Origin of the sequence: Micromonospora sp. NPDC048905 (genome assembly GCF_040649655.1) — a bacterium.
Taxonomy (GTDB): Bacteria; Actinomycetota; Actinomycetes; order Mycobacteriales; family Micromonosporaceae; genus Micromonospora.
This window is the reverse complement of sequence record NZ_JBEZFV010000001.1, coordinates 221,117-233,018: the sequence shown is the minus strand read 5'-3', so window position 1 is coordinate 233,018 and position 11,902 is coordinate 221,117. Positions and strand designations below refer to the sequence as shown.

Sequence of the window (11,902 nt, the reverse complement as noted above, 5' to 3'; positions counted from 1 at the left end):
CGGGCGCGCGGCGGCGCCCGGGTCAGGCTAGTCCAGGGTCAGCAGGCCCTGTTCGGACACCACGCGCACCGACAACGTCTTGTAACCGACCTCGTCGAAGAGAACAGTCATCTTGTCCTCCTCGTAGGAGAGCACCATGCCGCTTCCCCACTCCGGGTGACGCACGTGGCTGTGCACCGGGAACGGCCCGACCGCGCCCTGGTCGGCGACGCTGGTGCCGGCGTGGCAGTTGTCGCAGTGCCCGCAGACCTCGGTCATCTGCTCACCGAAGTAGGCGAGCAGGGTCTGCATCCGACACGCGTTGGTCTCGGCGAAGGCCCGCATCATGTCGGTGCGGGACCGGGTCACCGTCTGCTGGCGCTCCGCCTCGGCCACCGCCGCCGCGGCGGCCTCGGTCGCGGCGGGGGAGTAGCGCGGGGCGCCGATGCGCTGCCGGGCCCGCGGCTCGGCCGCGCCGATCTGCTCCAGCAGGGAGAGGTACTGGCCCAGCTTGCGCGGCCCGAGGCCGGTGGTCTCGCGCAGCTCGGTCTTGGTGGCCGGCTTCTTGCGCAGCAGTGCGGCCAGGTCCCGCAGCTCGTCCGCGTCCGGCAGGCCGCCACTGAAGAAGCGTTGCAGGCCGACGTCCTCGGCCCGCCAGAGCAGCAGCACCCGGGCCGGCTGCCCGTCGCGGCCGGCCCGGCCGATCTCCTGGAAGTAGCTGTCCGGCGAGTCGGGCAGTGCCATGTGCACCACCCAGGCGATGTTCGGCTTGTCGATGCCCATGCCGAACGCCGAGGTCGCCACCATGATGGGGACCTGGTCGGCGAGGAACGCCTCGTGCAGCTCGGCGCGCGCGCCGGCCGGCATCCCACCGTGGTAGAACTGCGCCGGGAAGTCGGCGTCGGTCAACCGGGTGGCCAGTTCCTCGGCGGCGCGGCGGGTCGGCACGTAGATGATTCCCGGCCGCCCCTCGTCGCGCAGCAGCGTCATCAGGCGCCGCCACCGGTAGTCCTCGGCGGGGCAGTGTGCCACCTCGATGAACAGGTTGGGCCGGTCCAGCCCGGAGACCACCACCTCCGGGTCGCGCAGCCGCAGCCGGGCGATGATGTCGTCGCGTACCGGCGGGGACGCGGTGGCGGTCAGCGCGACCACCGGCGGCCGGCCGATGCCGTCGATCAGGTGCCCGAGCGCCAGGTAGTCGGGCCGGAAGTCGTGCCCCCAGGCCGAGATGCAGTGCGCCTCGTCGATCGCCACCAGCGCCGGTTTCAGCGCGGCGACCTCCGCCATCCGGTCCGGGTTGCTCAGCTGCTCCGGCGTGATGAACAGGAACTCCGCCCGGCCCTCGCGGACCTCGGTGATCGCCTGGGCCTGTTGGCTGGGCGACTCGTTCGAGCTGATCCGCACCGCCCGCAGCTCCGGACGTTGCCGCTCGTTGAGCGAGGCGATCTGGTCCTGCTGGAGGGCCAGCAGCGGGGAGATCACCACGGTGGGGCCGGGGATCAGGCTGGCCGGGATCTGGTAGATGGCCGACTTGCCGGCGCCGGTGGGCAACACCACCAGGGCGTCGCGTCGCTTCATGACCGCGCGCATGGCGGCCAGTTGGTTGGGCCGCAGCGCCTTCCAGCCGAAAAGGCTGCGGGCCGCGCGGCGCAACGTCATCGAGTGCGTGGACAGTTTCATCGAGGGCCGGAGGTACCCGAGCCCATGACCGCCGAAACGCATCCCGGACGATCATGGGCTCGTCTGATCCCGGGCTCAGCGCAGCCGGGGCAGCACCTCGCGCTGGTAGAGGTCGAAAAGGCCCTGGTAGTGCGGGCCGGTGTTGGCGACGTAGATCTCGTCGAAGCCGGCCTTGGCGTACTTGTCGATCATCTCCAGGTGCGCGTCGACGCTGTTGCCGCAGACGAACGCCTCCTTGACCATCTCCGGCTTGACCAGCTCGGCGGCCTGCTCGAAGTGTCGCGGCGAGGGCAGCACCTGGGACAACTCGCCCGGCACCCCGGCGTTGGGCCAGCGCTCGTACGCGATGCGGACGCCCTCGTCCTCGCTGTCGGCGTACGCCGCCTTGAACCCGGCCTGGCACGGCTTGTCGCCGCCGCCGTTCTCGCGGAAGCGCCGGACCATGTCGCCGTCGGGCATGGTGCTCACGTAGCCGTCGCCGATCCGGGCGGCCAGGTCGATGGCCTTCGGTCCGAAGCCGGAGACGTAGATCGACGGTGGGGTGTCGGGCAGCGTGTAGATCCGGGCGTTCTCCACGGTGTAGTGCGTGCCGCGGTGGTTGACGAAGCCGCCGTCCCACAGCTTGCGCAGCACCTCGACGGCCTCCTCCAGCATCTCCAGCCGGACGTCGGCCTGCGGCCAGGCGTCGCCGAAGATGTGCTCGTTGAGGGCCTCGCCGGTGCCGACGCCGAGCACGAAACGCCCGCCGTGCAGCACCGCGCTGGTCGCCGCCGCCTGGGCGATCACGGCCGGGTGGATCCGTACCGTCGGGCAGGTCACGGCGGTGGTCACCGGCAGGGAACAGACCTGGCTGAGCGCGCCGATCATCGACCAGACGAACGGGCTCTGGCCCTGCGCGTCCACCCAGGGGTGGTAGTGGTCGGAGATCCACAGCGCCTCGAAGCCGGCGCGTTCGGCACCGCGCGCCTGCTCCAGCAGCTCGGCCGGCGTGAACTCCTCACTGGACAGAAAATATCCGATCTTCATGGCTCTCCCCTTCGGCGCGTACCTGCTGATGGGGAAGCCGTACCCCGGTCGTGGTCGGCCACACCCGACGCGCCGGGCCGGGCGCGCGGTGCGGGGCGCTCAGCGCCGGCCGAACATCGCCCGGATCGCGGCGAGCAGCAGCAGGGCGCCGACCACCAGGCCGAGCAGGCGTACGCCGGGGATGTCGGCCGGGCTCGTCGCGTCGGCCAGCAGGGCGGGGTCCATCCCCGCACTCTCCCCGGGAGCGGGCCGCCGGGCAACTGTAAGGTTTATTGACTATTGAATCGCTCAGTGTGACCATGGCAGGACCGCCTGCCGGTGGCGGTGCGCCGAGGGCGCGCGAGAGATGGGGTACGGGGGCCGCATGAGCGAGCGCAACCAGTGGGCCGACGGGGGCGTACCGACGCCGGTGATCGACGCCGAGCGCCAGGAGGGGGTGGCGTGACCACTCCCACCGGGCACCTCCCGGCCCTCGCCGCCGCCGTCCTCCAGCCCGGGTTCGTGGGCATCACCCCGCCACCCTGGGTGTGCCGCTGGCTCGGCGAGGGCCTCGGCTCGGTGGTGCTCTTCGCCCGCAACGTCGTCGACCCCGAGCAGGTGGCGACGCTCACCGCGACGCTGCGCGCCGAGCGTCCGGACGTCATCGTGGCGATCGACGAGGAGGCCGGCGACGTCACCCGGCTGGAGTCGGTCCAGGGCAGCTCCCGGCCCGGCAACTTCGCCCTCGGAGTGGTCGACGACCCCGAGTTGACCGAGGCGGTCGCCCGGGACCTCGGCGTCGAGCTGGCCGCGGCGGGGGTCACCCTCAACTACGCCCCGGACGCCGACGTCAACTCCAACCCGGCGAACCCGGTGATCGGCGTCCGCTCGTTCGGCGCCGACCCGGCGTTGGTCGCGCGGCACACCGCCGCCTGGGTTCGCGGGCTCCAGGCCGGCGGGGTGGCGGCCTGCGCGAAGCACTTCCCCGGGCACGGCGACACCCGCGTCGACTCCCACCACGACCTGCCCCGGATCACCGCCGACCGGGAGCGGCTGGACACCTGCGAGTTGGTCCCGTTCCGGGCCGCCGTCGCGGCCGGGGTGCAGGCGGTGATGACCGGCCATCTGCTGGTGCCCGCGCTCGACCCGCGGCTGCCGGCCACCCTGAGTCAGCGCATCCTGGGCGGGCTGCTCCGCGACGAGATGGGCTTCTCCGGGGTGGTGGTGACCGACGCGGTGGAGATGCGCGCGGTCGCCGACCGGTATGGCTTCGCCGGGGCGACGGTCCGCGCCCTCGCCGCCGGGGCCGACGCGATCTGCGTCGGCGGCGAACGGTCCGACGAGCAGGCGGCCCGCGAACTGCGCGACGCCATCGTGGCCGCGGTCGTCTCCGGTGAGCTGCCCGAGGAACGCCTGGCCGAGGCGGCCAAGCGCGTCGGCCAACTCGCCGCCTGGACGATGGCCGCCCGCACCACCGGCCTGGCCGGAGCACGCGACGCCGCCGACGTCGGGCTCGTCGCCGCCCGTCGGGCCGTCCGGATCACCGCCACCGGGACCGCGCCGGACGCGCTGCCGTTGACCCGCGCGGCGCACGTCGTCGAGTTCGAGCCGATGCGCAACATCGCCATCGGCGCGGAGACCCCGTGGGGCATCGGCGCACCGCTGGGCGAGCTGCTGCCCGGCACGAGCACGGTCCGCTACGCCGAACCCGACGTGCCGGCCGACCCGGCTGCCGGGGCGGGGACCCGCCCGCTGGTCCTGGTGGTCCGTGATCTGCACCGGCACGAGTGGATGCGATCCGCCGTGCAACGCGCCCTCGCCGCCCGGCCGGACGCGGTCGTGGTCGAGCTGGGCGTGCCCGAGGTGGTCACCGGGGCGGTGCACCTGGCCACCCACGGCGCCACCCGGGCCAGTGGCCGGGCCGCCGCCGAGGTGTTGACCGGAGCCCGCTGAGCCGACCGGCCCGCCTACGGCAGGTCGGCGACCAGGTCGGCGTACTCGGGGTGCTTGTCGATGAACGCGGCCATGAACGGGCACTGCGGCACCACCGTGCCGCCTCGGGCGCGGACCTGGTCCAGGGTGCCCCGGATCAACGCGCCGCCCACGCCCCTGCCCTGGAAGCCCCGGTCCACCTCGGTGTGCGTGAAGACCAGGACCTCCCCGCGCATCAGGTACGCGGTGAAGCCGGCCAGCGCGTCGTCGACCAGGATCTCGAAGCGGTGCTTCGCCGGGTTGTCCTCGACCAGGGTGCTCATCCGGCCATTCTCCCCGCGCCGGCGGCCACCGCGTCCAGTTCGCCGAGCAACAGGTCCACCTCGTCGGCGGTGTTGTAGTGGTAGATGCTGGCCCGCACCGCGCCGCCGCTGTCGCGCAGGCCCATCAGCTGGAAGTACTCGTAGGCGTAGTAGTCGCCGACGGAGAGGCAGAACCCGGCGGCGCCCAGCGCCTCCTGGGTGGCCGCCGGTGACACCCCGGCGACGCGGAACGACACCGTCGGGCAGCGCCGGGCCGGCGAGCCGTAGACGGTGATCGCCGGGCGTTGCGCCAGCCCGGCGAGCAGCCGGTCCAGCAGCGCCTCCTCGTGCGCCTGGGCGGCGGCCAGCCCGGCGCGCAGCCGCGCCCGCCGGTCGCCGACCGCGTCCGGGTCCAGCCCCGCCAGGTGGTCCACCGCGGCGGTCACGCCGGCCAGCAGCGGGAAGCTGGGGGTGCCGTACTCGAACCGGTCCGGCACCGCGTCGGAGGACGGCACCAGCTTCGCCGGGCGCAGCGCCGCCCACCGGGCCGGGTCGGCCACCATCGCCGCCAGGTGCGGACCGGACCACTTGTACGCGCTGGTGACCAGCACGTCGGCGCCGAGCGAGGCCAGGTCGGTCGGCCCGTGCGGAACCGAGTGCACCCCGTCGACGCAGACCAGCGCGCCGACCGCGTGCGCGATCTTGGCGATCGCCGGCACGTCCGGCACGGTGCCGATGGCGTTGCTGCCGGCGGTCACCGCGACCAGCCGGGTCCGCTCGCCGACCAGGTCGGTGTACTGGGCGGCGGGCAGCTCGCCGGTGTGCCGGTCGACCTCGGCCCAGCGCACGGTCGCGCCGGCCGCCTCGGCCGCCTGCACCCACGGCCGGACGTTCGCGTCGTGGTCGAGCCGGGAGACCACCACCTCGTCACCGGGGCGCCAGGTCGCGCCGAGCGTGCGGGCCAGCGTGTACGTCAGCGCGGTGGCACTCGGGCCGAGCACCACCCCGGCCGGGTCGGCGCCGAGCAGGTCGGCCACCGCCGAGCGGGCCTCGGCCACCAGCTCCAACGACCGGCGACCCGCTACGTTGGCGGCAGTGCGGTTGCCGACCGCCGTCCGCATGGCGTCGGTGACCGCGTCGATCACACCGATCGCGGTCTGGGTGCCCCCGGCACCGTCGAAGTGGACGAAGCCCTCGGTCAGGGCGGGGTACGCGGCCCGGGTACGGGCGATGTCGAACGGCATGTCCCGGACCCTAGCCGGTGCTCCCGCTGCCCCCCTCGGCCGGCGGGTGGATCACCAGGGGGCGGGGCGTCGCGGATGTCTCGTACTCTTGGCGAGGTGACGAACCGACCCGCCACCATGCCCATTCCCCCCGTCCGTCGCGTCGCCGGTCTCTTCGCCGGTCTGGCGCTCGGCCTCGCCGTGCTCGCCGGGTGCAGCTCCCAGGGCGCCTCCACCGACTGCGGACTGGACGCCTGCACGGTCACCTTCGAGCGGGGCGTCGACGCGAGCGCCACCATCTTCGGCATCGAGGCCAAGCTGGTCGGCGCCGAGGGTGACCAGGTGACCGTCGAGGTCGCCGGTGAGCAGCTCACCCTCACCACCGGCCAGCAGGCCGCCGAGGCCGGTGGCTTCGCGGTCACCCTGGACAGCGTGACCGACCAGCAGGTCAAGATTCGCGTGTCGCGCAACCCGGGTAGCTGACCTGGCGGGTGGCGGTGGCCGACGTTTGGGAATCTTCGAAATCGGAGATTGTGACGCCATGTCACTCACCCGTAGCGCCGAAGCCACCGCCTCCCGTACGGCGGACAGCCGGTGGCTGGAAGTCCTCGCCCGGGCCGGCTTCGTCGGCTACGGCATCGTCCACCTCCTCTTCGCCTGGCTGGCGTTGCAGATCGCGTTCGGCACGTCGTCCGACGACGGCGACCAGTCCGGCGCGCTGCGCACCCTCTCCGAACAGCCCCTGGGCAAGTTCCTGGTGATCGCCGTCGCGGTCGGCCTGCTCGCCATGGCGATCTGGCAGGCGCTGGAGGCGGCGGTCGGGCACCGCGCCGAGCGTGGCAAGGAGCGGGTCACCGAGCGACTCGCCTCGGCCGGCCGGACGATCGTCTACCTCTACTTCGCCTGGACCGCCTTCAAGGTCTTCAAGGATGTCGGGTCGAACAGCGCCGACCAGCAGGAGGCGTTGACCGGCAAGTTGATGACCTCCAGCGGCGGCCGTTGGCTGGTCGGCCTGGCCGGGCTGGTGCTCGCCGCGATCGGTGTCGGACTGGTGATCTACGGGGCGGTCAAGCGGTTCGAGAAGCACCTGAAGACCGGCGAGATGAGCGCCAAGACCCGTACGCTGGCCCGTCGGCTGGGCATGGCCGGCTACATCGCCAAGGGCGTCGCGTACGGCATCGCCGGTCTGCTGATCATCGTGGCGGCGGTCAACTACGACCCGGAGAAGGCCCGTGGTCTGGACGCCGCCCTGCACCTGCTGCGCGAGCAGTCGTACGGCGTGTTCCTGCTGACCCTCGTCGCCTTGGGCATCGCCGCCTTCGGCGTCTTCTGCTTCCTCCAGTCCCGGTACCGCAAGGTCTGAGCTGGTCGATATCCGGGTTGTCGGGCACTCTTGGGCTTTTGCCCGGAGTGCCCGACGCCTGGTCGAAGGGAAGCATCCAAGCCGTGCAGAACTATCTCGAAACGGCCGTCGCCGCGCTCGTCGCGGCGGCGGTCGCCCTGTTCCTGGTGGAGATCGTCCACCGACTCACCCGGCGGTTCGGCCGCCGGTCACTGCTGTTGACCGAGTTGACCGATCACTCGCACCGCCCGTTCCAGGTCGCCGGCGTGGTCGTCGCCGTGCAGTTCGCCGTCCGCTTCAGCACCGGGTACGCGGTCGGCGAGAGCTGGCGGCGGCTGCTGCTGCACCTGCTCATCCTCGGCGTCATCGCCACCACGGCGTGGCTCGTCGCCTCCTTGCTGGTCGTCGTGGAGGACACCGCGCTGGCCCGGTTCCGGGTCGACGTACCGGACAATCGGCACGCCCGGCGGGTCCGGACCCAGGTGGTGATGCTGCGCCGGCTGACCATCGCGGTGATCGTCATCCTGACCGTCGGCGTGATGCTGATGACCTTCCCCGCCGTGCGGGGCATCGGCGCCGGTGTGCTGACCTCCGCCGGGGTGGTGGGTGTGGTGGCCGCGCTCGCCGCGCAGAGCCTGCTCGGCAACGTCTTCGCCGGCCTCCAACTCGCCTTCAGCGACGCCGTCCGGCTCGACGACGTGGTCGTCGTCGAGGGGGAGTGGGGTCGGATCGAGGAGTTGACCCTCAGCTACGTCGTGGTGCAGATCTGGGACGACCGCCGGTTGATCCTGCCCACCTCGTACTTCACCAGCAAGCCCTTCCAGAACTGGACCCGTACCGAGGCGGCGGTGCTCGGCACCGCCGAGTTCGACGTCGACTGGGCGGTGCCGGTGCAGACCATGCGCGAGGAACTGCGCCGGCTGGTCGAGGGCACCGACCTGTGGGACGGGCGGGTCTGCGTCCTGCAGGTCACCGACGCCACCGGCGGGATGGTCCGGATGCGGGCTCTGGTCAGCGCCGCCGACGCGGGCAGTCTGTGGGACCTGCGCTGCCTCGTCCGGGAGCACCTGGTCGGCTGGATCCGGGACAACCGCCCGACGGCCATGCCCCGGGTACGCACCGAGCTGGGCGACGCCACCAGCAACCTGCCCTGGCAGTGGGTGCAGCCGAGGCGACCGGCACGCCGCCCGGCCGACACCGAGGCGCCTGACGACGCCCGCGTCTTCGGCGGCAGCGACGACGGCGACGCCCGCAGCGAGGCCTTCGTGGGTCCCGAGGAAGCCCGCACCTGACCGCGAGGTTTGGTCGGGCTTGGGCGGGGGATGTGCTGCCGGACGTCTCTGGCGTGATCGGTTGAGCCGACTCTTCGGCGCGGCGTCCGGACAACGGGAACGGTGGGCCGCTCGTCGCGTTTTAGGATTGACGGGCGGCAACTCCGGGCATACAGCGCGGTGATAGGGAAAGGAGGACAGCATGGCTGACGTGGCGAACGCCCGCACATCCCACAACGGGAGCGAGCCCTCCACCGCCGAGTTGGTGCAGCGGGCCACCGAGCAGATCTCCCGTCTGGTACGGGACGAACTGACGCTGGCCCGGGCGGAGTTGACCCAGAAGGGCAAACACGCGGGCATCGGGATCGGCCTGTTCGGCGGCGGTGGCGCGCTGGCGTTCTTCGGCCTGGGCGCGCTTGTCGCCACGGCGATCCTGCTGCTCGACCTGGTGCTGCCCGCCTGGGCCGCCGCGCTGATCGTGGCGGTGGCCTGCTTCCTGGTGGCCGGCATTCTCGCCCTGGTGGGCAAGAAGCAGGTCAGTCGGGCCGTTCCGCCGATGCCGGCGGCCACGGTCCGCAGCCTCCGGGCCGACGTGGACACCGTCACCGCCGCGGTGAAGGACAGGGGGCGGCAATGACGGGCAACGGGACCGGGGACACGGAGGCCCTCCGCGAGGAGATCCGTCGTACCCGGGTCGAGTTGGGCGAGACGATGGAGGCGTTGGCCGCCAAGGCCGACGTCAAGGCCCGCCTGAAGGAGTCCGCCGAGCAGGCGAAGGAGCGGATGCGCGAGCAGGCGGCGCAGACCGTCGCCCGGGTTCGCGGGCAGGCCGTGCGGGGCGCCGGGATGGCGCGGGCACAGGCCTACGAGAAGGGCGGGTTGGTGCGCGCGCAGGCGTACGACAAGGGCGAGTTGGTACGCCGCAACCCGATGCCGTGGGCGGTCGTCGCCGCGGGTGCGGTGGCCACCGTGGTGGTGTTGATGATCGTGCGGGGGAGGCGTCGGTGAGCAAGAAAATCGGCAGGGTCGCGTACCGGCCGGTCGGCGTGCTGTTGGGTATCGCCGCGGGCACGGTGGCCGGGGCGATCTTCCGGCAGGTCTGGAAGGTCACCGCGGGCGATGGTGAGGCGCCCAACGCCACCGACGAGGATCGCGGCTGGGGCGAGATCCTCGCAGCCGCGGCGTTGCAGGGGGCCATCTTCGCGGTCGTCCGGGCCGCTGTGGACCGGGGCGGTGCGGTCGGCGTCCGCCGGATGACCGGCAGCTGGCCGGACTGACCACCCGGTGACGTCAGCCCTCTTCCCGCATCGATGGGAAGGGGGCTTTCGCATGGCTTCGGACGCCGCCCAGCGCAACTGAGGCATCCGTCAGGTCACATGTCGGAGAAATTCGTCGGAGAGGTCGTGACAGACTTTTTGCCTCCGTGATTTGCTGGTCCACGCTGTTGCGAGATGGCGTGGGTTGAGAGAAGTCTCCTTCGTGGGGCCGCCTCAGACGCCGCTGCTCGAAAACGGCCAAATGGCCGGACGGCGTGCACGGCCACCAGTTTTTAGAAGGAGATACACATGGCTCAGGGAACCGTGAAGTGGTTCAACGCTGACAAGGGCTTCGGCTTCATCACCGTCGATGGTGGGGGTGCTGACGTGTTCGTCCACTTCTCGGCCATCCAGACCAGCGGCTACCGCTCGCTGGAGGAGAACCAGCGGGTGGAGTTCGAGATTGCACAGGGTCAGAAGGGCCCGCAGGCCGAGCAGGTCCGTCCCATCTGAGTGAGCTGGTCGGCTCCGGCCGGCCAGGGGGACGATCCGGTCCGGGTCGTTTGCGAAGCCCCGTATCCCGTCCGGGATACGGGGCTTCGTCCTTGCTGCGGTCGGACGCCAGTGTGGACCGGTGGGTCAGTTCCGGCGGCGTGAGCGCAGGCCGAGCCAGAGCACCACCAGCCCGGCCAACGTCACCAGCGGACCGATCACCGCCCAGATCTTCTCGTCGGTCATGACGCTGCCGCTGACGTAGCCGAGGCCCTGCACCGTCCACACCGCACCGATCACCACGGCCAACAGGCCGAGGGTGAGCGGAAGCCAACCCCTCATCGCATCCCCTCTCCGCCGCCCGGAGCGGCGCGTCGTCCTCCAGCATCGCCGCTCGGACTGCGCGGCGCGAGCCCGGGCGTGCCAGTCACCAGCGGTCGTGCACCTGCGGGCGGATCAGCTCGTCGTAGATCTCGCGGACGGCGGCCAGTTGGCCGTCGGTGAGCGGCGACAGGGCCGCCGTCTGGGCGTTGCGCCGGGCCTGCTCCGCGTCGCGGGCGCCGGGGATGACGACGGTGACGCCCGGCTGGTCCAGCACCCAGCGCAGGGCGAACTGCGCCATCGTGCGGTCCGCGTCGACGAGCGGCGCCAGCCGGCGTACGGCGGCCAGGCCCCGCTCGTAGTCGACCCCGGAGAACGTCTCCCCGACGTCGAAGGCCGCGCCGTGCCGGTTGTAGTTGCGGTGGTCGTCGGCGGGGAACTCGGTGTGCTCGTCGTAGCGGCCGGAGAGCAGGCCGCTGGCCAGCGGCACCCGGGCGATGATGCCCACGCCGGCCGCGGCGGCCGCCGGGAGGACACGCTCCAGGGGCTTGTGGCGGACCGCGTTGAGGATGATCTGCACGCTCGCCACCCCTGGCCGGGCGATCGCGGTGAGGGCCTGGTCGCAGGTCTCGACGCTGACGCCGTACCCGGCGATGGCCTTCTCGGCGACGAGGGTGTCCAGGCCGTCGAAGACCTCGTCGGAGGAGAAGACGGCGGTGGGTGGGCAGTGCAGCTGGACCAGGTCCAGGGTGTCCACGCCCAGGTTGGCTCGGGACCGGTCGGTCCACTGCCGGAAGTTGTCCAGGGTGTACGCCTCCGGCCGCTGCTCGACGCGACGGCCCATCTTGGTGGCGACGGTCAGCCCGGCGTCGGGTCGGGTGCGCAGGAAGCGGCCGATCAGCTGCTCGCTGCGGCCGTCGCCGTACACGTCGGCGGTGTCGAGGAAGGTGACCCCGTCGTCCACGGCGGCGGCGAGCACCGCCATCGCGTCGGCCTCGCTGACGGTGCCCCAGTCTGCGCCGAGTTGCCAGGCGCCCAGGCCGACCGCTCCGACGGTCCGGCCGAGCCGGTTGAAGCTGCGCTGTTCCATACCCCGAGC

At 72.1% G+C, this 11,902-nt stretch carries 15 protein-coding genes; 8 read left to right on the top strand and 7 right to left on the bottom strand.

Annotated features, from left to right (window positions below; all coding sequences use genetic code 11):
• Positions 1-27: 27 nt before the first annotated feature.
• From AB0C01_RS01065 to AB0C01_RS01055, 3 genes are all read right to left on the bottom strand, one after another.
• Entirely contained in the window at positions 28-1,659 is a 1,632-nt protein-coding gene (locus AB0C01_RS01065; RefSeq protein ID WP_357245417.1) for a RecQ family ATP-dependent DNA helicase, read from the bottom strand.
• Positions 1,660-1,734: 75 nt separating this feature from the next.
• On the bottom strand, positions 1,735-2,685 hold the full coding sequence (locus tag AB0C01_RS01060; protein ID WP_357245415.1) for a TIGR03557 family F420-dependent LLM class oxidoreductase: 951 nt from the start codon (positions 2,683-2,685) through the stop codon (positions 1,735-1,737).
• Between the two features lie 99 nt (positions 2,686-2,784).
• A complete protein-coding gene (locus AB0C01_RS01055; RefSeq protein ID WP_255421242.1) occupies positions 2,785-2,910 on the bottom strand; it encodes a hypothetical protein in 126 nt (41 codons plus the stop codon).
• 216 nt (positions 2,911-3,126) lie between these two features.
• Here AB0C01_RS01055 and AB0C01_RS01050 point away from each other — a divergent pair, with 216 nt between their 5' ends.
• Positions 3,127-4,617 (top strand): glycoside hydrolase family 3 N-terminal domain-containing protein, encoded by a 1,491-nt coding sequence (locus tag AB0C01_RS01050; protein WP_357569898.1) that lies wholly within the window; start codon positions 3,127-3,129, stop codon positions 4,615-4,617.
• 14 nt (positions 4,618-4,631) lie between these two features.
• Here AB0C01_RS01050 and AB0C01_RS01045 read toward each other — a convergent pair whose 3' ends face one another.
• On the bottom strand, positions 4,632-4,919 hold the full coding sequence (locus AB0C01_RS01045; protein WP_357245410.1) for a GNAT family N-acetyltransferase: 288 nt from the start codon (positions 4,917-4,919) through the stop codon (positions 4,632-4,634).
• Positions 4,916-6,142 carry a cysteine desulfurase-like protein gene (locus AB0C01_RS01040; protein WP_357245408.1) on the bottom strand — a complete coding sequence of 409 codons (1,227 nt, stop codon included), beginning with the start codon at positions 6,140-6,142 and terminating at the stop codon, positions 4,916-4,918. The genes AB0C01_RS01045 and AB0C01_RS01040 overlap by 4 nt, the downstream gene beginning before the upstream one ends.
• 117 nt (positions 6,143-6,259) lie before the next feature.
• Between AB0C01_RS01040 and AB0C01_RS01035 the strand changes: the two genes are divergently transcribed.
• The 7 genes from AB0C01_RS01035 (at position 6,260) to AB0C01_RS01005 (ending at position 10,503) form a co-directional block, all read left to right on the top strand.
• Positions 6,260-6,604 carry a hypothetical protein gene (locus AB0C01_RS01035; protein ID WP_357246159.1) on the top strand — a complete coding sequence of 115 codons (345 nt, stop codon included), beginning with the start codon at positions 6,260-6,262 and terminating at the stop codon, positions 6,602-6,604.
• A gap of 58 nt (positions 6,605-6,662) precedes the next feature.
• Complete coding sequence (locus AB0C01_RS01030; RefSeq protein WP_357245406.1) at positions 6,663-7,484, top strand: DUF1206 domain-containing protein; 822 nt, start codon at positions 6,663-6,665, stop codon at positions 7,482-7,484.
• Between the two features lie 83 nt (positions 7,485-7,567).
• The gene (locus tag AB0C01_RS01025) at positions 7,568-8,755 is read left to right on the top strand and encodes a mechanosensitive ion channel domain-containing protein (RefSeq protein ID WP_357245404.1); all 1,188 of its coding nucleotides are present in this window, start codon (positions 7,568-7,570) and stop codon (positions 8,753-8,755) included.
• Between the two features lie 181 nt (positions 8,756-8,936).
• The gene (locus AB0C01_RS01020; RefSeq protein WP_357245402.1) at positions 8,937-9,371 is read left to right on the top strand and encodes a phage holin family protein; all 435 of its coding nucleotides are present in this window, start codon (positions 8,937-8,939) and stop codon (positions 9,369-9,371) included.
• The gene (locus tag AB0C01_RS01015; RefSeq protein ID WP_357245400.1) at positions 9,368-9,742 is read left to right on the top strand and encodes a DUF3618 domain-containing protein; all 375 of its coding nucleotides are present in this window, start codon (positions 9,368-9,370) and stop codon (positions 9,740-9,742) included. The genes AB0C01_RS01020 and AB0C01_RS01015 overlap by 4 nt, the downstream gene beginning before the upstream one ends.
• Positions 9,739-10,011 (top strand): DUF4235 domain-containing protein, encoded by a 273-nt coding sequence (locus AB0C01_RS01010; RefSeq protein WP_357202603.1) that lies wholly within the window; start codon positions 9,739-9,741, stop codon positions 10,009-10,011. Before AB0C01_RS01015 ends, AB0C01_RS01010 begins: the two co-directional genes overlap by 4 nt.
• A 288-nt stretch (positions 10,012-10,299) precedes the next feature.
• Entirely contained in the window at positions 10,300-10,503 is a 204-nt protein-coding gene (locus AB0C01_RS01005; RefSeq protein ID WP_030338233.1) for a cold-shock protein, read from the top strand.
• A gap of 126 nt (positions 10,504-10,629) precedes the next feature.
• Here AB0C01_RS01005 and AB0C01_RS01000 read toward each other — a convergent pair whose 3' ends face one another.
• The gene (locus AB0C01_RS01000) at positions 10,630-10,824 is read right to left on the bottom strand and encodes a hypothetical protein (protein WP_357569897.1); all 195 of its coding nucleotides are present in this window, start codon (positions 10,822-10,824) and stop codon (positions 10,630-10,632) included.
• Between the two features lie 85 nt (positions 10,825-10,909).
• Entirely contained in the window at positions 10,910-11,893 is a 984-nt protein-coding gene (locus AB0C01_RS00995; RefSeq protein WP_357245396.1) for an aldo/keto reductase, read from the bottom strand.
• Between the last annotated feature and the right edge of the window lie 9 nt (positions 11,894-11,902).